Annotated in this window: 16 protein-coding genes; 7 read left to right on the plus strand and 9 right to left on the minus strand. The window is 69.8% G+C overall.

The features are described 5' to 3' along the window. Nucleotides 1-19 precede the first annotated feature (19 nt). On the plus strand, nt 20-553 hold the full coding sequence (locus tag MME74_RS02515) for a TetR/AcrR family transcriptional regulator (protein ID WP_267417096.1): 534 nt from the start codon (nt 20-22) through the stop codon (nt 551-553). A gap of 16 nt (nt 554-569) precedes the next feature. Beyond that, nucleotides 570-3,782: an efflux RND transporter permease subunit gene (locus MME74_RS02520; RefSeq protein WP_267417097.1), complete on the plus strand. Its 3,213-nt coding sequence runs from the start codon at nt 570-572 to the stop codon at nt 3,780-3,782. Nucleotides 3,783-3,894: 112 nt separating this feature from the next. Here the strand turns inward: MME74_RS02520 and MME74_RS02525 are convergent, their stop codons facing one another. Next, nucleotides 3,895-4,800: an aldose 1-epimerase family protein gene (locus tag MME74_RS02525; RefSeq protein WP_267417099.1), complete on the minus strand. Its 906-nt coding sequence runs from the start codon at nt 4,798-4,800 to the stop codon at nt 3,895-3,897. 282 nt (nt 4,801-5,082) lie between these two features. On the opposite strand from MME74_RS02525, the gene MME74_RS02530 reads away from it, so the two are divergent. Beyond that, entirely contained in the window at nt 5,083-7,335 is a 2,253-nt protein-coding gene (locus tag MME74_RS02530; protein WP_267417100.1) for a DEAD/DEAH box helicase, read from the plus strand. 227 nt (nt 7,336-7,562) lie between these two features. Here the strand turns inward: MME74_RS02530 and MME74_RS02535 are convergent, their stop codons facing one another. Further along, nucleotides 7,563-8,102 carry a YaeQ family protein gene (locus MME74_RS02535; RefSeq protein WP_267417101.1) on the minus strand — a complete coding sequence of 180 codons (540 nt, stop codon included), beginning with the start codon at nt 8,100-8,102 and terminating at the stop codon, nt 7,563-7,565. A gap of 56 nt (nt 8,103-8,158) precedes the next feature. Further along, nucleotides 8,159-9,208, minus strand: coding sequence for an Rv2578c family radical SAM protein (locus MME74_RS02540; protein ID WP_267417102.1), 1,050 nt, complete (start codon nt 9,206-9,208; stop codon nt 8,159-8,161). 74 nt (nt 9,209-9,282) lie between these two features. Here MME74_RS02540 and MME74_RS02545 point away from each other — a divergent pair, with 74 nt between their 5' ends. Then, nucleotides 9,283-10,212 carry a M15 family metallopeptidase gene (locus tag MME74_RS02545; protein WP_267417103.1) on the plus strand — a complete coding sequence of 310 codons (930 nt, stop codon included), beginning with the start codon at nt 9,283-9,285 and terminating at the stop codon, nt 10,210-10,212. 22 nt (nt 10,213-10,234) lie between these two features. On the opposite strand, the gene MME74_RS02550 is transcribed toward MME74_RS02545, so the two are convergent. Then, entirely contained in the window at nt 10,235-10,465 is a 231-nt protein-coding gene (locus MME74_RS02550; protein WP_267417104.1) for a hypothetical protein, read from the minus strand. A 192-nt stretch (nt 10,466-10,657) separates the two neighbouring features. Here MME74_RS02550 and MME74_RS02555 point away from each other — a divergent pair, with 192 nt between their 5' ends. The 3 genes from MME74_RS02555 (at nt 10,658) to MME74_RS02565 (ending at nt 14,594) form a co-directional block, all read left to right on the plus strand. Then, nucleotides 10,658-11,821, plus strand: a complete 1,164-nt coding sequence (locus MME74_RS02555; RefSeq protein WP_267417105.1) for an acyl-CoA dehydrogenase family protein — start codon at nt 10,658-10,660, stop codon at nt 11,819-11,821. Nucleotides 11,822-11,932: 111 nt separating this feature from the next. Further along, nucleotides 11,933-13,030 (plus strand): serine hydrolase domain-containing protein, encoded by a 1,098-nt coding sequence (locus tag MME74_RS02560; RefSeq protein ID WP_267417106.1) that lies wholly within the window; start codon nt 11,933-11,935, stop codon nt 13,028-13,030. Nucleotides 13,031-13,193: 163 nt separating this feature from the next. Then, nucleotides 13,194-14,594, plus strand: coding sequence for an HNH endonuclease signature motif containing protein (locus tag MME74_RS02565; RefSeq protein ID WP_267417107.1), 1,401 nt, complete (start codon nt 13,194-13,196; stop codon nt 14,592-14,594). A gap of 363 nt (nt 14,595-14,957) precedes the next feature. On the opposite strand, the gene MME74_RS02570 is transcribed toward MME74_RS02565, so the two are convergent. From MME74_RS02570 to MME74_RS02590, 5 genes are all read right to left on the minus strand, one after another. Next, nucleotides 14,958-15,650 carry an ECF transporter S component gene (locus tag MME74_RS02570; protein ID WP_267417108.1) on the minus strand — a complete coding sequence of 231 codons (693 nt, stop codon included), beginning with the start codon at nt 15,648-15,650 and terminating at the stop codon, nt 14,958-14,960. Continuing rightward, nucleotides 15,647-16,522: a siderophore-interacting protein gene (locus tag MME74_RS02575; RefSeq protein ID WP_267417109.1), complete on the minus strand. Its 876-nt coding sequence runs from the start codon at nt 16,520-16,522 to the stop codon at nt 15,647-15,649. The genes MME74_RS02570 and MME74_RS02575 overlap by 4 nt, the downstream gene beginning before the upstream one ends. 10 nt (nt 16,523-16,532) lie before the next feature. Further along, entirely contained in the window at nt 16,533-17,351 is an 819-nt protein-coding gene (locus tag MME74_RS02580; protein WP_416383332.1) for an energy-coupling factor transporter transmembrane component T, read from the minus strand. Beyond that, a complete protein-coding gene (locus tag MME74_RS02585) occupies nt 17,348-19,117 on the minus strand; it encodes an ABC transporter ATP-binding protein (RefSeq protein ID WP_267417110.1) in 1,770 nt (589 codons plus the stop codon). The genes MME74_RS02580 and MME74_RS02585 overlap by 4 nt, the downstream gene beginning before the upstream one ends. A gap of 134 nt (nt 19,118-19,251) precedes the next feature. Beyond that, on the minus strand, nt 19,252-19,797 hold the full coding sequence (locus MME74_RS02590; protein ID WP_267417111.1) for an ECF transporter S component: 546 nt from the start codon (nt 19,795-19,797) through the stop codon (nt 19,252-19,254). Nucleotides 19,798-19,834 lie beyond the last annotated feature (37 nt).

Here is a 19,834-nt window from a genome sequence, read left to right on the forward strand (position 1 = left end):
GGCGCGCCGTCGGGAGATCGTGACCGCCGCCGCCGAGCTCATCGTCGAAGTGGGCGCCGAGGCCGTCACTCACCGCATGGTCGCCGCTCGCGCGGGAGTCCCTCTCGGCGCGACCACCCAGTACTTCGACACGCTCGACGACCTCCGCACCGCGGCTTTCCGAGCGCTCGCGGAGGAGGTCGACACGCGCCTCGACGGCGTCCGTCAGACCATCACCGAACGCGGTGACACCCCCGACGTGATCGCCGCCCTCGTGTTCGAGAGCCTGCACGACGCGCATGCGGTCCAGGCCGACCGCGCCGTGGTCACCGCCGCCGTGCACGACCCGCGTCTGCGCGAGCTCGCCCGCCACCTGTCGGATCGTCTCGTCGAACTGCTCGAGCCGACCTATGGCGAAGAACGGGCCCGAGCGGCGATGATCTTCATCGACGGCGTCATGTGGAACGTGCACATCCGCGACGACCGTCTTGCACAGTCCTTCATCGAGTCCGCACTGGCGCGGATCCTCGGAGACTCCGTCTCCACTCCCTCCGCAGCGACAGCCACACCCTGACACCGAGGAAACCGCCTTGTCGAAACTCGCCATCCTGAGCCTGAAGAACCGTGCGCTCATCGCCCTGATCACCATCGTCGCGGCGGTGTTCGGCGGGCTCGCGCTCACGAACCTCAAGCAGGAGCTCATCCCCTCGCTCGAGCTGCCCGCCCTCGTCGTCATGACGACCTACCCCGGCGCGTCGCCCGAGGTGGTCGAGAACGACGTGTCGACACCCGTCGAGGCGGCGATCCAGGGCGTGCCCGGGCTCGAGTCGACCACCGCGACCAGCACCACCAACGCCTCGATCGTGCAGGCGATGTTCGCCTACGGCACCAACCTCGCCACCGCCGAGCAGAAGATCCAGCAGGCGATCAACCGCATCTCCTCGCAGCTGCCCGAGGATGTGAGTCCGCAGGTGCTCTCGGTGTCGATCGACGACTTCCCGGTGATCCAGGTCGCGGTGACCGGATTCGAGGACGCCGACAACGCGCAGGCCGAGCTGGAGTCCGTCGCGATCCCCGAGCTCGAAGACGTCGACGGCGTCAACGCCGCAGAGATCGTCGGCGGCGTGGGCCAGCGCATCAGCATCACGCCCGACACCGCGAAGCTCGCGGCGGCAGGGCAGAGCTCGCAGGCGATCAGCACGGCCCTGCAGCAGAACGGCACCCTGTTCCCCGGTGGCGACATCACCGCGGACGGCCAGACGCTCACGGTGCAGACCGGTGCGAAGATCACCTCGGTCAAGGAGATCGCGGCGCTCCCGCTGGTCGGAACCGACGTCACCATCGGCGACGTCGCCACGGTCGTGCAGGAGTCCGATCCCGTCACGTCGATCTCCCGGGTCGACGGCAAGGACGCGCTCTCGATCTCGATCACGAAACTCCCCGCCGCGAACACGGTCGAGGTGTCGAACGGCGTCATCGCCGCGCTCGACGAGATCGGCAAGGCATTCCCCGACGCCGAGTTCACGGTGATCTTCGACCAGGCGCCGTTCATCGTGCAGTCGATCGAGACGCTCGCGACCGAGGGCCTGCTCGGCCTGGTGTTCGCGGTGATCATCATCCTGATCTTCCTGATGTCGATCCGATCGACCCTCGTCACGGCGATCTCGATCCCGACCAGCGTGCTCATCACGTTCATCGGGTTGCAGGCGTTCGGATACTCCCTCAACGTGCTCACACTCGGCGCGCTCACGATCGCGATCGGTCGAGTCGTCGACGACTCGATCGTCGTGATCGAGAACATCAAACGCCACTACGTCGGCGATGCCGACAAGGGTGATGCGATCCGCCTCGCGGTGCGCGAGGTCGCCATGGCCATCACGGCATCCACGATCACGACGGTCGCGGTGTTCCTGCCGATCGTCTTCGTCGGCGACATGGTCGGTGAACTGTTCCGGCCGTTCGCCATGACCGTGACCATCGCGATGGTCGCCTCGCTCCTGGTCGCCCTCACCATCGTCCCGGTGCTCGCCTACTGGTTCCTCAAGCCGGGCAAGGAGCTCGTCGACGAGCACGGCAACGTCATCGACCCGGAGCACCCGGATGCGCCGCCGACGCAGCTGCAGCGCGTCTACCGGCCCATCCTCGGATGGACGCTGAAGCACTCCGGCCTCACCGTGATCCTCGCCGTCGTCGTGCTCGGCGCCACGCTGGCCGCTGCCCCGCTCATGAAGATCAACTTCCTCAGCGACTCCGGTCAGAACACCATGACCGTCACGCAGGACCTCGGTCCCACCGCGAGCCTCCAGGCGAAGTCGGATGCCGCGGTCTCCGTGGAGGACGCGCTGCTGGACATCGACGGCATCGAGCACGTGCAGGCCTCGATCGGATCGAGCGGCTCCGCGCTGCGCGATGCGTTCTCGGGCGGTGCCGGCATCACCTACTCCGTTCTCACGGACGGCGACGCCGACCAGGAGAAGCTCCGTGCCGACGTGCAGGACGCGATCGACGGCCTCGGCGACGACGTGGGCGAGGTGTCGGTCGCGGCCTCCGCGGGCTTCGGCTCCAGCGACATCGAGATCACGGTCACGGCCTCGAACGCCGACGACCTGCAGACCGCGACGAGCAGCCTCGTCAAGGAGCTGGACGGTCGTGCGGGCGTCGGTCAGGTCACGGACAATCTCGCCGCCGCGCTGCCGTACATCGCCGTCGTGGTCGACCGTGAGGCGGCCGCGCAGCGCGGTCTGTCCGAGGTCGCGGTCGGCTCGATCGTCTCGAACACCATGCGCCCGCAGCAGGCCGGGTCCGTCGAGATCGACGACACCGCGCTGACCGTCTACATCGTGTCGCCGAACCCGCCGACCACGGTCGACGCGCTGAAGCAGCTCGCGATCCCGACGCCGACCGGCATCGTGCAGCTGCAGGACATCGCGACCGTCGAGCAGCAGAACGGCCCGACCTCGATCACCACCGAGCAGGGTCGCCGCACCTCGACGATCACGGTGCCCCCGGCATCCGACAACCTCGCCACCGCCACGCAGTCGGTAAACGAGGCGCTCGCCGCGGTGGATCTGCCCGACGGCGCCTCGGCCGAGGTCGGCGGCGTCGCGTCGCAGCAGGCGGACTCGTTCTCCCAGCTCGGCCTCGCGATGCTCGCGGCGATCCTGATCGTCTACGTGGTGATGGTGGCGACGTTCAAGTCGCTGCGCCAGCCGCTGCTGCTGCTCGTGTCGGTGCCGTTCGCGGCGACCGGGGCGATCCTCCTGCAGATCGTCACGGGTGTGCCGCTGGGCGTCGCCTCGCTGATCGGTGTGCTGATGCTCATCGGCATCGTGGTGACGAACGCGATCGTGCTCGTCGACCTCGTGAACCAGTACCGGGAGAAGGGTCTGTCGACCATCGACGCGGTGAAGGCCGGTGGGGAGAAGCGTCTGCGACCGATCCTCATGACCGCGCTGGCGACGATCTTCGCGCTGACCCCGATGGCGCTCGGCATCACCGGGCACGGCGGGTTCATCTCGCAGCCGCTCGCGATCGTCGTGATCGGCGGTCTGATCTCCTCGACCGTGCTGACGCTCATCGTGCTGCCGACGCTCTACAACCTCGTCGAGGGCGCCAAGGAGCGGCGACGTGCCCGCAAGGCGGGTGGCCCGGACGCCGAGGGGGCTGCGAAGCCGGATGCGCCGGTCGGACCGGACGCCTCCGGCGCTGCCGTCGCCTCCGCTCAGCCCGTGCTGGTGGACGCGTCGGGCCTGCCGCACGCCCCGCAGCTGACGCGGCGCGAGATGCGCGAGCGCGGGGAGTAGCCGCACAGGCGGACAGCTCCTGCGCTCGGTCGTCGAGCGAGCGGAGCGAGACGAAACGTGGTGCCCGTGTTCGCGGGGGCGGCACGTTTCGTCTCGTCGCTGCGCTCCTCGCTCAACGACCGGGGATGAACGTGATGCCCCAGTGCAGGGTCCAGGTCTCGTCGGGGCCGAGGCGGCGGACGCCGAGGCCGCTGTTGAAGGCATCGGCGGGTGCGGTCATCGGCTCGATCGCGACCGCGAGGGGCTGACCGGGATACGCGGGCGTGGTGTACACCTGCACGTAGTCGAAGCCCTCGCCCTGCCACAGGGTCACGCGCCGACCGTCGGGCGCGGTGAGCGAGTGGCGCACGCGGCCGTCGGTGTCGCGGGCGAGGTCCGTGAAGCCGGTGTCGAGGGTCACGTCTCCGAGGCGGACCCCGTCGCGCAGCGCCGCCTCGACCGGGCGGGTGCCGGTCGGCAGCATCCGCTCGTCGGTGACGAACGCCGTCTCGGCGGGAACCCGCAGCACGAGGTCGTGCGGATCGACGTCGCCGATCGTCACGAACGGGTGGGTGCCGAGGGCGACGGGGGCCGGAGTGGTCGAGCGGTTGGTGAGCTCGTGCGTCACCTCGATGCCGTCAGCGGTGAGCGCGTAGGTCACGCTCGTCTCGATCAGGTACGGGTAGCCGGTCTGCGGCACGATCGTCGCCCGCAGCACCGCCTCCGTGTCGGTGTGCGACACCTCGTACGCCGTGAACCGCAGCAGGCCGTGGCTGGCGTTGTTCAGCTTCGGCTCGGTGATCGCGAGCGCGCGCGGGGTGCCGTCGTCGTCCCAGCGCCCGTCCCGCACCCGGTTCGGCCATGGCGCGAGGATCACGCCGGAGCAGGCCGGCGTCGGCTGGTCGACGGGATAGGGCGGCACGAGGTCGACACCGCCGATGCGCAGCGACCGCAGGGATGCGCCGACCTGGGCGATCTGCGCGGTGGCATCGCCGAGCTGGAGGTGGATCTGGGCGCCGGTGGGGGAAGCGGTACTCACCTCGTCATCGTACGGCCACCCCTGCGTCGGCACTCTCTCAGGTGTCTCGGGTAGTATCGGACGGTCGGCTTCGGACACCCGCGCATTGGCGTGGACGTTTTCTGTGTATGAAGTGTGAGTCCAGGGGCCGATGGTGAGCGTCGCTCGACGCTAATCAACCATCACATGAATGGCCCCGGCCGCTGACAGTCCGGAACCCCGCTGGTCGAGTCCGACCACGCGCAGGGTGCTCGCGCGTGCGCGCGGCGCTGTTCTCGTGCGAGAACACAGGAAGAAAACGCAATGCCGAAGAACAAGAAGCCCCGCGGCGGACGCCCCTCCGCGAATTTCGAGCCGCGCTACGGCGCGAAGAAGACCTCCTTCCACGACCGTCACAACGGTGCTCCGGCCCGTGACGGCGCGCGCGACGAGCGCGGTGGACGCGCGGATGCCGGCGACCGCCGCACCGCGTCCGCCGGCGGCTACGACCGTCGTCCCGGCAGCCGCAGCGCCGGCCACCGCGGCTACCGCCCGGCCGAGGCCGAGTCCGGTGCGCCCAAGCAGCGCTGGGGTGCGTCGGAGCGCGCCGGCCGCGACGAGGCCCGGGGCATCCGCAACCGCGCGGAGTCCGGACGTCGCGAGGCCCCGCACCACCGCAACGACGAGCGCTCCGAGCGTCCCCGGTACAACGACCGGCCCAGCGGCGGCGGCCGCTTCGACGACCGTGCCCGTCGGGATGACCGTGGCGGACAGCGCCCGACCGGTCCCGGCACCTACCGCGACGAGCGCGGCGGCGACCGCCCCCGGTACAACAACGATCGCGGTGCCGGCACCCAGCGCCAGGGCTTCCGCGACAACGACCACCGCGACGGTGGACGTCCGGTTCGTGACGATCGGCGTGGTGCCGAGCGTCCCCGGTACAACAGCGACCGTGGCGCCGAGCGCCCTCGGTACAACAGCGACCGTGGCGGCGAGCGTCCCCGGTTCGACCGCGACGAGCGTCCGCGTCGTGACGACCGCGGCGGCGACCGCACCCGGTCGAACGATCGCGGGACCGAGCGCCCCGAGCGCTCCTACGACGCCGACCGCGCACGCCGGGCTTTCGACCGCGACCGCACGCAGCGTTCGTATGAGGGCGGCCGTGACGAGCGTTCGCGTCCGTCGACCGGTGGCGCGTACCGCACCGAGCGTCCGCGCCCGCTGACCTCCGACACCCGCGGGCGTCCGGCGCGCAACGAGCGCCCGAGCCGGAACGACTGGAACGCCACCAGCCGTCCTGAGTCGACCGGTGCGAAGTTCACCCCGGGCGACGATGTCGTGCACGAGCGCCTCGAGGCGAAGTCCGTCGCGGCTGTCGAGGTCGACGGTGTGACCTTCGGCGACCTGGGCCTCGGCTCGAACATCGTCGAGACCCTCGTCGGCATGGGCGCGGCCACGCCGTTCCCGATCCAGGCCGCCAGCATCCCCGCCGTCCTCGCCGGACGTGACGTCCTCGCCCGCGGCCGCACCGGCTCGGGCAAGACCATCGCCTTCGGCGCTCCGCTCGTCGAGCGCGTGCTGCAGTCGCAGGCCGGCAAGCGCCGTGAGTTCGGGCGGTCGCCGCGCGCGATCATCCTCGCTCCGACGCGTGAGCTCGCGCTGCAGATCGACCGCACGATCCAGCCGATCGCCCGCAGCGTCGGCCTGTTCACCACGCAGATCTACGGTGGTGTGCCGCAGGGCCGCCAGGTGGGCGCGCTCAAGAAGGGCGTCGACATCGTGATCGGTACGCCCGGTCGCGTCGAGGACCTCATCAACCAGGGCAAGCTCGACCTCTCCGACTGCCGCATCGCGGTGCTCGACGAGGCCGACCACATGTGCGAGCTCGGGTTCGTCGAGCCGGTGCAGCGCATCCTGCGTCACACCGCCGACGGCAGCCAGAAGCTGCTGTTCTCGGCCACGCTCGACCGTGAGGTCGCGGCTCTCGTCGACGAGTTCCTCGTCGACCCGGCCGTCTACGAGGTCGCCGGTGAGGACCAGGAGTCCAGCACGATCGAGCACCGCGTGCTCGTGATCGAGCACCGTGACAAGGCCGACATCCTCACGTCGCTCGTCGACCGTGCCGGCAAGACGCTGGTCTTCGCCCGCACCCGTGCCTACGCCGACATGCTGGCCGAGCAGTTCGACGACGCGGGCATTCCCGCCGTCTCGCTGCACGGTGACCTGAACCAGGCCAAGCGCACGCGCAACCTGGAGCGTCTGACCTCTGGTCGCGTGAACGTGCTCGTCGCCACGGATGTCGCCGCCCGCGGCATCCACGTCGACGACATCGACCTGGTCGTCCAGGCCGACGCTCCCGACGAGTACAAGACGTACCTGCACCGTTCGGGCCGTACCGGCCGCGCCGGTCGCTCGGGTCGTGTCGTCACGCTGATCACGCGTCAGCGTCAGCGTCGCATGACCGAGCTGCTCGACCGCGCCGAGATCGACGCGCCGTTCGAGAACGCGCGCCTCGACGACGACATCATCGAGGAGATCGCCGGTCGCGTGCCGACCGCCGCCGACCTCACGGCCTGATCCTCTCCGACGCAAAAGGCCCCGTCCCGCATCCGCGGGGCGGGGCCTTTGCGTCCCCGCCTCCCGCCGCCCCACCTTTCCGGCCTCCTCCGTCCCCTCCGGCGTCGCCGAGTGCACGGGATGCTCGCGAGTGCACGGGTTATGCGCGCGAAGGAGTCGTGCGTTCGGCGAGAACCCGTGCACTCGACGGGTCGGGAGGGGGAGGGGGACGCGAGCGCGACTGGGGGTCAGGCCAGTGCGTGTGTGTGCACGGCGGAGGTGAGGTTCGTGCCGTTGAGGTCGAGGTAGATCACGCTCTCGGTCACGGTGAGGGTCATGGTGTTGCGGCGTTCGATCAGGGCCGCCGCGGAGTCGATGAACCCGGGGTCGAAGCTGTACACGCGGATGTCCTCGCGGCGATGGATGCGCTTGTCCGTCCACGGCGCCATCACCTTGGCGGGGTCGCGGTGGGTGTACACGACCGTGCGCTCGGCGAGCCTGCTGCCGTAGTGGAGCCGCTCGGCGTCGGGCGCTCCGATCTCGACCCACGCGGTGATCAGTCCGGTGAGGTCGCGCACGAGCACCGCCGGCTCCTCGGTCGACGAGATGCTGCCGCCGAATGCGATGCCCTCGGCGAACTCGAGCCCGTACGCCAGCACGCGGGTGAGCATATAGGCGTCGGTCTCGGACGGATGCCGGGCGACGCGCAGCGAGTAGTCCTCGTAGACGCCGCGATCGGTGTCAGCGAGCTGCACCTCGAAAGTGTGGATGGTGGAACCGATCGCCATGCTCCCGAGCCTACGCGGCCGGGGGAGTCGGTCCGACCGGAGGCTGCCTCGCGGGTTCAGAACAGCATCGGCTGCGTCGCGGGCGTGGCGGTCGCCGTCACGGGCGACGGGGTGAACGCCGGTCGGTCGCGCCGCGGGTAGTCGTCTTCGTGGCGGCCGTCGAGTCCGTGCATGCGGATGAGTGGGCGCGCGCGCTTCGCCAGCCACTGCCGGTACGCCTTCGGCGCTTCCGCGGAGACGCCGGGGTAGAGCCCGCGGTACGAGGAGACGAGGTCGGGCCGGTGCGCTTCGAGCCACTGGAAGAACCACGGTTTGACGCCGGCGCGGAGGTGCAGCGCTCCGTAGATGACGCTGCGGGCCCCGGCCTCCTTGATGCGCAGGAGGGCGCTGTCGATCGCTTCGAGCGAGTCGGTCATGTGCGGCATGATCGGCATGAGGAAGACCGTGACCCGGAATCCCGCATCGGACAGTGCGCGCACGGTGTCGAGGCGGGCCTGCGTCGTCGGGGCTCCCGGTTCGATGGTCTTCTGCAGGTCGTCGTCGTACATCGCGATCGACATCTGCACGTCGACGGGGACCCGCTGCGCGGCCTTCACGAGCAGCGGGATGTCGCGGCGGATCAGCGTGCCCTTGGTGAGGATCGACATCGGCGTGCCGGACGCGGCGAGTGTCTGGATGATGCCGGGCATGAGCTTGTACCGACCCTCGGCCCGCTGGTACGGGTCGGTGTTGGTGCCGAGCGCGACGGTCTCGTGCTGCCAGCTCCCCTTCCGCAGCTCCCTCTCCAGCACCTCGACCACGTTCACCTTGACGACGATCTGCGAGTCGAAGTCGGCGCCTCCGTCGAGGTCGAGGTACTCGTGCGTCCCACGGGCGAAGCAGTACACGCACGCATGGCTGCATCCGCGATAGGGGTTGATCGTCCAGGCGAACGGCATCCGCGAGGCGCCGGGCACGTGGTTCAGGGCCGACCGCGACAGCACCTCGTGGAAGGTCATGCCGGCGAACTCGGGCGTGGTGACCGAGCGCAGCACGCTCGACCGGTCTTCGAGTCCGGGCAGCGCGGCGGCATCCGTCTCGCCGAGTTTCTGTCCTTGCCACCGCATGCATCCATTCGAACAGAAGGACGAGCTTAACGCAAGCGACTGTGCGACCTATCTTCGAATGAGAAGATGGACCAATGCCCTTCACGCCGCACGCTCAGCATGCGGCTCCGCGGTCCCCGATCCGCGGGCCCGCACTGCCGATCGGCGTCGCCGTGACCGCGCTCGGGATGCTGCTCTCGATCGCATCCGTCCCGGCGACGTCGCCGGATGTCCCCGCCATGCCGGAGCCGGTCGCGGTCATGCAGGTGCCGACCGTGCAGGTGGGGGCCACGACCGCTGCCGACCCGTGCGCGGAGCCGACCGTGCAGCAGTCCCTCGCGAGCGGCGACGACGCGGCGACGATCGCGGGCTTCGGGGGCGGCGCGCGCTTCCGCGAGGCCGTGGTCGCCGGCAATGCGCCGTGCATCTCGCTGCGGGATCCGGCGCGTCTCTGGGTCGTCGTGAACAAGTCCCTGCCCCTCCGGCCGCCGGAGTTCGAGCCGTCCGATCTCGACTCGGTGCCGCTGCAGATGACGACCCCGTCCGGCCGGGTGCGGGTCGACGTGGCGGCGGCGGTGGGGGCGATGGCCGACGCGGCGGCGGATGCGGGTGTCGGGCGCATCGGTGCGAACAACGGCTACCGGTCCTACGGCCTGCAGGTGACGACGTACGACTCCCATGTGAGATCGCAGGGCCAGGAGGATGCGGATGCCGGGTCGGCGCGCCCCGGTCACAGCGAGCACCAGACCGGTCTCGCTCTCGACGTGGTCGCGTGCGGCGCGGGCTGCGGCGGGCTCGACGGGTTCGGCGGGACGTCGCAGAGCGACTGGGTCGCGGCGCACGCATGGGAGTACGGGTTCATCGTGCGGTACGAGCAGGTCGGCACCCCGGTCACCGGCTACGCGCCGGAGCCGTGGCATCTCCGCTACGTCGGCGTCGACCTCGCCGCGGCATATCACGACGGCGGGTTCCACACCCTCGAGGAGTTCTTCGGTCTGCCGGCGGCACCCGACTACGCCCACTGACAGCGGTCGGTCGTCGTGTCCGTCAGTCGGCGGGTCGTCTCTCGGCGGCTCGTTCCGCGGTGGGTCGTTCCGCGGTGGCGGCGCGCTGCGGGACGGGCGACATGACCACGAGGAAGAACGCGGCGATCGGCCCTAAGGTCAGCGTCAGCACGAACCAGGCCAGAGCCGAGCGATTGCGCGTGCGGGCATATCCGCCCGCGAGGAGGGCGACGGTCGTCCACATCGCCGAGATGTACGGCCACACTTCCTGCATACGCGGAGCCTACCTGCGGCCGGTCGCGCACGCATCGGAGGAAACGTGGAAACGGCTGTTCTGCGGCATCCGACAACCGCGGTACCCAGTGTCAAGACTTATGGGATGCATTCTCACAACGTCCTGTCCGGGCCGCGTTCTGCGCCGTAGAATCACCGGAGCAACGATGCACGACACGTTCAGGAGGACGGCATGGAACGCGACATCTACGACGAGGACCACGAGGCATTCCGGGACCTGGTCAAGGACTTCGTCAAGCGCCACGTGACGAACGAGGCGATCGAGAGGTGGGACGCCGACGGAGAGGTCGACCGCGCCACGATGCTCGCCGCGGGCGAGGCGGGGATCATCGGACTCTCGGTCCCCGAGGAGTTCGGCGGCGCCGGGATGCTCCAGGACTACCGCTTCCGCGCGATCGTGAACGAAGAGGTCATCGCAGCCGGTGCCGGGTCGCTCGCGGGTGCCTTCGGCATCCAGGACGATCTCGCCGTGCCGTACCTCGTGCACATGGGCACGCAGGAGCAGAAGGAGAAGTGGCTGCCCCGCATGGCCACCGGCGAGGTGGTCGGCGCTCTCGCGATGACCGAGCCCGGGGCCGGCAGCGACCTGCGCGGCATCAAGACCACCGCCAAGAAGACCGACGGCGGCTACATCGTCAATGGCGCCAAGACGTTCATCTCATCGGGCAAGACCGCCGACCTGGTCGTCACCTTCGTCAAGACCGGTGAGGGCAACCGACCCGACGCGTTCAGCCTGGTGCTGATCGAGAACGGCATGGAGGGCTTCGATCACGGCAAGAAGCTCAACAAGATGGGCTTCCACGGGCACGACACCGCCGAGCTCTCGTTCAGCGACGTCTTCGTGCCCGAGGAGAACCTCATCGGCGGCAAGGAGGGCATGGGCTTCATCCAGCTCATGATGAACCTGCCGCTCGAGCGCCTGTCGATCGGCGTCGCCGGCGCCGCGGCTGCACAGGCCGCCCTCGACTGGACCGTGTCGTACACCAAGGACCGCGAGGCGTTCGGCGAGCGGATCATCGACTTCCAGAACACCCGCTTCAAGATCGCCGACATGGCCACCACGGTCGACGCGCTCTGGGCGTACATCGATCGCGCGCTGCTCGCCTATTCGCAGGGCAAGCTGTCGGCCGAGGAAGCCGCGAAGGTCAAGTTCTGGGCGACGGAGCGCGAGTGGGAGGTGCTCGACACCGGTGTGCAGCTGCACGGCGGCTACGGGTACATCACCGAGTACCCGATCGCCCGCGCCTTCCTCGACGCCCGCGTGCACCGCATCTACGGCGGCACGAACGAGATCATGCGCGAGATCGTCGGACGGCAGATCGCCGGCAAGCGCTGACCTCTCGTCGCGCGAAGAGGCCCCGGATGCCGCATCCGGGGCCTCTTCGCGTTTCCGGGCGAATCGTGTCGGGGCATGGACAGGGGTGCTGCCGCCGGGTTGAATCGGGGCATGACGCACTCGCTGGAGCGGATCCTGGATGACCACGTCGCTCGGGGCACCGCGCCGGGGATCGTCGGTGTGCTCGGCGCCCCGGGCGGGCGGGTCGAGATCGTCACGGCCGGTGACCTGCGGGCGGACGCGATCGTGCGCATCCAGTCGATGACGAAGCCGATCCTCGCGGTCGCCGCACTGCGCCTCGTGCGGGACGGGCGCCTCGGTCTGGACGATGCGATCGAGCGATGGCTGCCCGAGCTCGCGGACCGTCGGGTGCTGCGCTCGCCGGATGCCGCGCTCGATGACGTCGAGGTGGCGAAGACGCCGATCACGCTGCGGCATCTGCTCACCAACACCTCGGGGTACGACGTACAGGTGGCACCGTCGCCGCTCGCGGAGGCGATGATCGCGAACCGGACGGCTGCGGGACAGGAGCCGGTGGCGATGGGAGCCCAGGAGTGGCTGGCCGCGCTCGCCGCGTTGCCGCTCGCCTTCGAACCCGGCACCGGATGGCGGTACCACCACTCCTTCGGCATCCTCGGCATCCTGCTCTCGCGGGTGGTCGACGGTTCGCTGGAGGAGCATCTCCAGCGGGACCTCTTCAGGCCTCTCGGCATGGTCGACACCGGATACACGGTGCCGGTGGCGAAGGCGCATCGCCTCCCTGCGGCGTATCGCCACGAGGAGGGGGCGCTGGTCGAGGTGGAGCCTGCGGCGGGAGGATTCTCGGTCGCCCCGGCGCCGTTCGATCTCAGCCACTCGGAGCTCGTGTCGACCGCTGCCGACTATGCGGCCTTCGCCGGGATGCTCGCCGCGGGCGGTCGGCATGACGGGCAGGTGTTCCTCGAGCCGGAGCTGCTCGAGCTGATGCGCACCGACCAAGTCCCGTCGAGCGCGAAGACCGAGGACAGTTTCTTCCCGGGGTTCTGGGAGGGCACGGGCTGGGGCTTCGGCGTCGCGATGGAGACCGAGGGCGAGAGCGCCGGGCGCTACGGGTGGTCCGGCGGGCAGGGGACGGACTTCTGGATCGATCGGGATGGCTCGTTCGGGATCGTGCTGAGTCAGGTGGAGATGGGGCCCGAGGTCATGGGGCTGTTCGCGGATACGCGGTGAGGTGGGCGCTGGGGTGCCTCTCGGTGGGCGAAGCGCTCTTCGTGGATAAGTGCGAATGTTGTGTGTTTGTGCAGGAGGAGTGACGTGTTGATTTCGTGCAGAATTCCGGGATGGAATCGCGCAAAGCTTCGAAGGTAACGTGTTACTCCGGTTAGAATGAAGCATGTCCACTTTGACCGGGTTGAACGAGGCGATGAGTCGCCTCGCGACCGCGTGGTCGGGTGCGGAAGATGCCGCCGATCTGTCTCGTGCGCAGTTGATCGCGGTCACGGATGCGATCGGGGTGGTGCAGCGCCGTCTCGGTGCCGTGCAGGTCGCGGTCGCCGGGCGGATCGCAGAGGAGTCCCGTCCTGCGTTGGGGGCGGAGAGTCTCGCGAAGCAGCAGGGGTTTCGCAGCCCGGCGAAGCTGATCGCCGCGACCACCGGGGTGTCGACAGGTGATGCGTCGCGATTGGTGCGCGTGGGAGAGGCCACCGCGCCCCGGGCGGATCTGCTCGGCGTGGTCTTGCCGGCGAAGTATCCCGCGGTGCGCGAGGCGTTGGACTCGGGGAGGTTGAGCGCCCAGGCGGCGGCGGTGATCATCGCACTGTTGGAGCGATGCCGGGTGGCCGCGGGAGCGGAGCGCATCGCCGAGGGGGAGCGGATGCTGGTCGAGAAGGCGGCGGGGTTGGCGCTCGATGACGTGCGCAAGCTCGTGGTCCGGGCGGAGGCCTGGCTGGACCCGGACGGGGTCGAATCGCGTGAGGAGGAGCGGCGGGGGAAGCGTGCTTTGTCACTGTTCGAGCGGGATGGGATGGTGCATCTGAATGCGGTGCTCGATGTCGAGTCCGCGGCGCCGGTGGTGACCGCGATCCGGGGGTTCGTGACGGCGGCGTTCGCGGCGCGGAAAGACGGTCCTGACGCGGATGCTCCGGATGCGGATCGGCGGACGGTGCCGATGATCCAGGCCGATGCGCTGGCTGTGTTCTGTGCGCACGTGCTGGGGTGTGAGCGGCGGGTTCCGGTCGCGGGGGCGACAGTCGTGGTGCGGGTGCGGGTGGAAGATCTGGAGGCCGGTACCGGGTCGGCGACGATCGACGGGGTCGATCAGCCGGTCAGCGTCGGGGCGGTGCGGCGGATGGCGGCCGGGGGTGGGGTCATCCCGTGTGTCCTCGGCGGGGACAGTGAGGTTCTCGATTGGGGCCGGGAGAAGCGGTTGTTCACTCGGGCGCAGCGGTTGGCGTTGGTGGAGCGTGACGGGGGGTGCGCGATGTGCGGGTTGCCGCCGGAGATGACGAAGGCGCATCACCTCCGGTGGTGGAGACGCGACCGTGGTCCGACAGATCTGTCCAACGGGGTGCTGCTGTGCGAGACGTGCCATCATCGCATCCACGACAACGGGTGGGAGATCCGCATCGACGCCGGGGCGCCCGGTGGTCCCGGTGGTCGCGGTGGTGCCGGTGGTCGCGGTGGTCGCGGTGGTTCCCGTGGTCCCGCGCGGGTGTGGTTCCTCCCTCCGTCGTGCGTCGACCCCGCTCGCACCCCGCGACTCGGCGGCCGCGCGCGCTTCGACATCGCCGCCTGACGGTGTGCTCTGACGGTGTGATCTGGTGGCGTGGTGCGAGCGCGTGATCTGACAATGCGGCCTGACAACGCGGCCTGGCGGTGTGGTCTGAGGGCGCGGCGTGGCGGCGTGGTCTGGTGGCGTGGTCTGGTGGCGTGGGCTGACGGCGCGGCCGTGGTCGGCCGCAGAGCGCAGAGCGCGCAACACAGAGCACAGAACACAGAACACAGAACACAGAACACAGAGCACAGAGCACAGAGCACAGAGCACAGAGCACAGAGCACAGAGCACAGAGCGCCGAGCGCCGAGCGCGGAGCGAGGGGCCTCTGCTCAGACGTCAGATCGCGGAGATCGGGGATCGGTCGCAGAACTCGGAGCTCTCGCTCATTGACGCCGACGGGTTCGGGGCCGTGGCGCGCGTCCGCCGACACCGGCCTTCCGGAGGCGATCGGCGATGAGGATGCCGAGGGCCGTGGCACCGACACAGCTCGCCATGGTGATGACGAAGAACAACACCTGCACGGGGAGGGTGAACTCGCCGAGGTTGAACGACGCCCAGGCGAGCGCGGGATATACGACGCCGGCGACCACAGCGCCGAGGTAATGCATCCAAGTGCCCCAGTAGCGCCAGAGAACGAACAGGAATGCCAGCTCGGTGAAGGCCGCCCACCACAGATTCGTCGCCACGCTCCGGAACCCGTACCCCGAGAACGGCACGATCACCAGCCCGGCGAGCAGCCCGACCAGCAAGCCGACCAGCGGTCGCCTCAGCAGACGCAGGGCGATGACCGAAGGCAACAGCCAGAGTCCCGCCAGCGCGACGCTCACGAAAGGCAACCCGGGGAACAGGATCGTCGACACCCAGTTCGCCGGCGCGAGGAGCAACCCGCCCGCTACACCGAGCGCCGCGCACGTCAGCAGGATCGCCGTCGGGAACCGGAACCGTCGCCCAGCCGTCGAAGCCGGCACGGCGGCGTCGGAGCGAGGGACGTCGGAGCGAAGGACGTCAGGGCGAGGGGCGTCGGAGCGAGCGGTGTCGGAGCGGGGGACGTCGCCCTCCGCATCCGTGCCGCTCATGCCAGCGGCTCCGCAGCGGCCTCGCGGGCGGCCTTCGAGGCGGGCGAGGCGGCGCCGATCTTCCAGTATCCGCAGAAGCTCACGTCGTTCTTGTCCACACCGCGCTCACCGACGAGGTGCTTGCGGACTCCGGAGGCGAGCGCCTGCTCGCCCGCCGCGTAGGCGTGGAACGGCGCATCGGGCAGAGCCGTACGAGCCAGCGTCTCCAGGGCGAGGGTCCCGGGGGCGGAAGCATGGGGCCGCACGATCCACACGACCTCGATGCCAGACGGATGCGGGAACTCGAGCGCATCCTCCTCACTCGGCACCTCGATGATCGCCGTGCCGACCGCACTCGCCGGCAGAGACGCGCAGATCGAGGCGATCGCCGGCAGAGCCGTCTCATCACCCACGAGCACGACACGGTCGATACCGCGCTGCGGGTTGAAGGTGAGTCCCTCATCGATGATCAGCACGTGCTCGCCCGGACGGCAGGTCTCGGCCCAGCGCGACGCCGGGCCGGCCGTGCCGTCGGCGGCAGAGCCGTGCAGCACGAAGTCCACATCGATCTCTGCGCCCGCATCCGCCGTGGCCGGACGGTGAGCCCGCACGCTGTAGTTGCGCATCACCGGGCGCTCGCCGTCGGGGATGCGCAGGAACTTCAGGTAACCGAACATCTTGTTGGCCTTCGCCGGCACCCGATCGAGCCCGGCGTCACCGCCGATCGGCAGGAACAGTCTGAACCACTGGTCGAAGCCCATCGGCCGGAACTTCTCGATCTCGCCGCCGCCCAGCGTCACGCGGATCCAGTGGGCGGACAATCGCTCTGTCCGCAGCACCGTGAGCTGGATGAGCTCCGTCGTCTCGGGCTTGACCATCTTGCTGAATGCCATCGGGCGCCTTTCAGGGAAGCTGCCAGGGGAAGAACACGACGAAGATGGCGGCCGAGGCCAGCAACGTCGCCACGGTGAAGACGGTGTCCCGCGTGCGGAACGGGACCAGGTGTCGCTCGGTGCGCGTCGCGTGCGCGCCGAAAGCCCGGGAGTCCATCGCCAGCGCGACGCGTTCGGCATGACGGATGGCGCCCGCGAGCAGCGGCACGATGTAGCCCCAGCCGCGAGCGATGCGTGCGAACGGTCCGCGGCCGCCGTGGTACCCGCGCACCCGATGGGCCGCCCGGATGACCGCGAGCTCGTGACCGAACCGCGGGACGAAGCGGAACGCCGCCAGCGCGGTGTAGCCGATGCGGTACGGCACCCGCAGCTGCTGCACGGTCGCCCGCACGAGGTCGGGGCCGCTCGTCGTGAGTCCGCCGATGAGCGCCAGGGCGACGATCGAGCCGAGTCGCAGAGCGGTCGCGAACCCGATCAGGAGCGCGCCGCCGTAGAGCGTCCAGCCGCCGATCCGCACGACCGGAGCGGTGTCGGCGACGAGTCCGGCATCCACCCACAGTGAGAAGCCGACGCCGATCAGCACCATGCCGGCCGGGAGGGCGAGCAGCAGCAGGGCGAGCAGCCTGCCGGTGAGGCGGGTGCCGACCAGGATCAGGGCGTAGGCGAGCGCGAGGAAGGCGGCCGGCGTCGCGAGATCCCGCACGAACACGAGCAGCACCATCGCCGGGGCGAAGCCCGCCACCTTCGCGAGCGGGTTCAGGGCGTAGAGGAACTGTCGACGAGAGGTCGCCGTCATCCGGGCGTAGGGATCGAAGGCGACGGTGCTCACGGCGACACCCCGAGACCGGCGGAGGCGAGCACCCGCTGCAGTGCCGGCATGCGGAGCCCCGCATCGGCGAACAGCTGCGCATCCTGGAACAGCTCGGCGGTCGGGCCGACCGCTCGCACGCGGCCGTCCGCGAGGATCACGACGTGGGAGGTGTGCTCCGCGACGAGCTGCAGGTCGTGCGTCACGATCACGATCGTCGTGCCCTCGGAGCGCAGGCCGGCGAGCAGGTCGAGGAGCTCGGCGGCCCGCGCCCTGTCCTGCCCGAACGTGGGCTCGTCCAGCGCCAGCACGCGCGGGCGGGTGATCAGCGCCGTGCCCACGGACAGCCGCCGCTTCTCGCCACCGGACAGCAGGAACGGGTGCACGTCCTTCTTGTGCTCGAGTCCGAACCGCGCCAGCATCTCGTCGACGCGCGTCGCGATCTCGTCCTCGGGCACGCGCCGCAGCCGGAGCCCGTGCGCCAGCTCGTCGAAGACCGTGTGTGCGATGAACTGATGCTCCGGGTTCTGGAACACGAAGCCGATGCGGGCAGCGAGGTCGCGTGGAGAGGCGGTCCCGGGGTCGATGCCGTCCACGACGACCTGGCCCCGCGGCGGCGGCACCACGCCCGCAAGCGCCTGGATCAGCGTCGTCTTGCCCGCACCGTTCGCGCCGACAATGGCGGTGAGGCTGCCGGGCTCGAGGTCGAGATCGATCCCGTGCAGGATCTCGGTGCGCCGCCGTCGGACGGTCAGCCCGCGTGCCAGGATGATCGGCTCGGGGCGTTTCGTCTCGTCGCTGCGCTCCTCGCTCAACGACCGGGCGTCCCCGCTCGCCCCCACCCCGGTCGTCGAGCGCGCAGAGTGGAACGTGGCGTCGGAGCGCAGGGAGTGAGGCGAGACGTCGGAGGGCACGGAGTGAGACGAGACGTCCGCACGGGCGAGCGCACCCGCGAGCTCATCCGGCGTCAGCGGCAGCACGTCGAACGCATGACCCTGCTCGCGCAGCCGCAGCGCGGCGAGCGTCGCCCCGGGCAGCCAGACTCCCATCCCGAGCAGCTCGTCCGCATGGTCGCGGATGACCTCGGCGGCGGGCCCGTCGAAGGCGACCCGGCCCTCGCGGTCGAGCACGATGGTGCGCGTCACGAAGGCCATGGCTGCATCGAGGTTGTGCTCGACCAGGAGGATGGCGCGGTCCCCGGCGTGCACGACATCTGCGAGGGCCGCGTAGACGTCGTCGATGCCCTGCGGGTCGAGGTTGGCGGTCGGCTCGTCGAGCACGATCAGCGGCGAACCCATGGCGAGGGCGCACCCGATCGCGAGGCGCTGTCGTCCGCCGCCGGAGAGGTGGTCCGGGTTGTCGTCGCGACGCTCCCAGAGGCCGACCCGGCGCAGCGCCTCCTCGACCCTGCTCTGCACCACGTCGAGGGGGAGCAGCAGGTTCTCGGGGCCGAACGCCACCTCGTCGTACACCGTTCCCGTGACGATCTGCGCATCCGGGTCCTGGAACACCATCGCGACATGGGTGCTCAGCGTCGCCGTCTGCGCGCTCGCCGTGTCGATGCCCCCGGCCTCGACCGTGCCGTCCATGCTCGCCGACAGCGCGTGCGGGATCAGCCCGTTGAGGGCGAGGGTGAGCGTCGACTTGCCGGAGCCGGACGGACCGAGCAGCAGCACGACCTCGCCGGCGTGGATGTCGAACGTGACATCGCGGGGCGAGGGGTGCGCGGCATCGGCGTGGGTGAGGGAGAGCTCACGCACGCGGATCAGGGGCGCAGATGGGCGCACGGCGGAGTCCCGGGTCGGCGGATCGTACCCGTCTAACTTAGCTGAGCCTTACCTGAATCGCCATCGAGCCGTCATCGACCAACCGTCAGCCAACCGTCGCCCGGCAATCGACCCGCCGGTGACGCGCACGAGCGTCAGCGTCGAGCGACTCCGGCCTTGCGCAGAGCCGTGCCGATGGCGAGGCCGACCGCCGTCCAGGCGATGGGGCCGAGCACCGAGATCGCGAGGTAGAGGATCTGCGCCCACAGCGGCATGACGGAGAGATGCGCAGCGAAGAACACGATCACCGCGACGAAGACGCCGATCACCGCGGCGGAGATGAAGAAGCGCCACGGCCCCCAGGCGCGGTAGCGGGTGAGTGCCGCGACGCCCTCCTGGATGAGGCCGAACAGCAGCGCCGTGCCGATGAACCGCAGCGCCCAGGCCGGGTTGAAGGCACTCGCGATCAGCGCGGCGAAGACGTGCGTGATCAGCGCGACGAGCGGGAGGCGCAGCACCTCCTGCGCGATGATGCCGGGCAGGACGTGCGAGCCGAGCAGGAGCCCGTAGAGGAACAGCAGCGGACTCGCCAGCAGCACGGGAGTCAGCCATCCGGCGATACCGGCGAGGATGCCGGTCGCGACTCCGATCGCCGCGCAGACGAGCAGTACTCGGGTCGACAGGACGGAGGTACGGGCCACCTCTCCAGCTTACTGTCGACCTATCGGGAGGCAGACC

Origin of the sequence: Microbacterium oxydans (assembly GCF_026559675.1) — a bacterium.
GTDB lineage: Bacteria > Actinomycetota > Actinomycetes > Actinomycetales > Microbacteriaceae > Microbacterium > Microbacterium oxydans_D.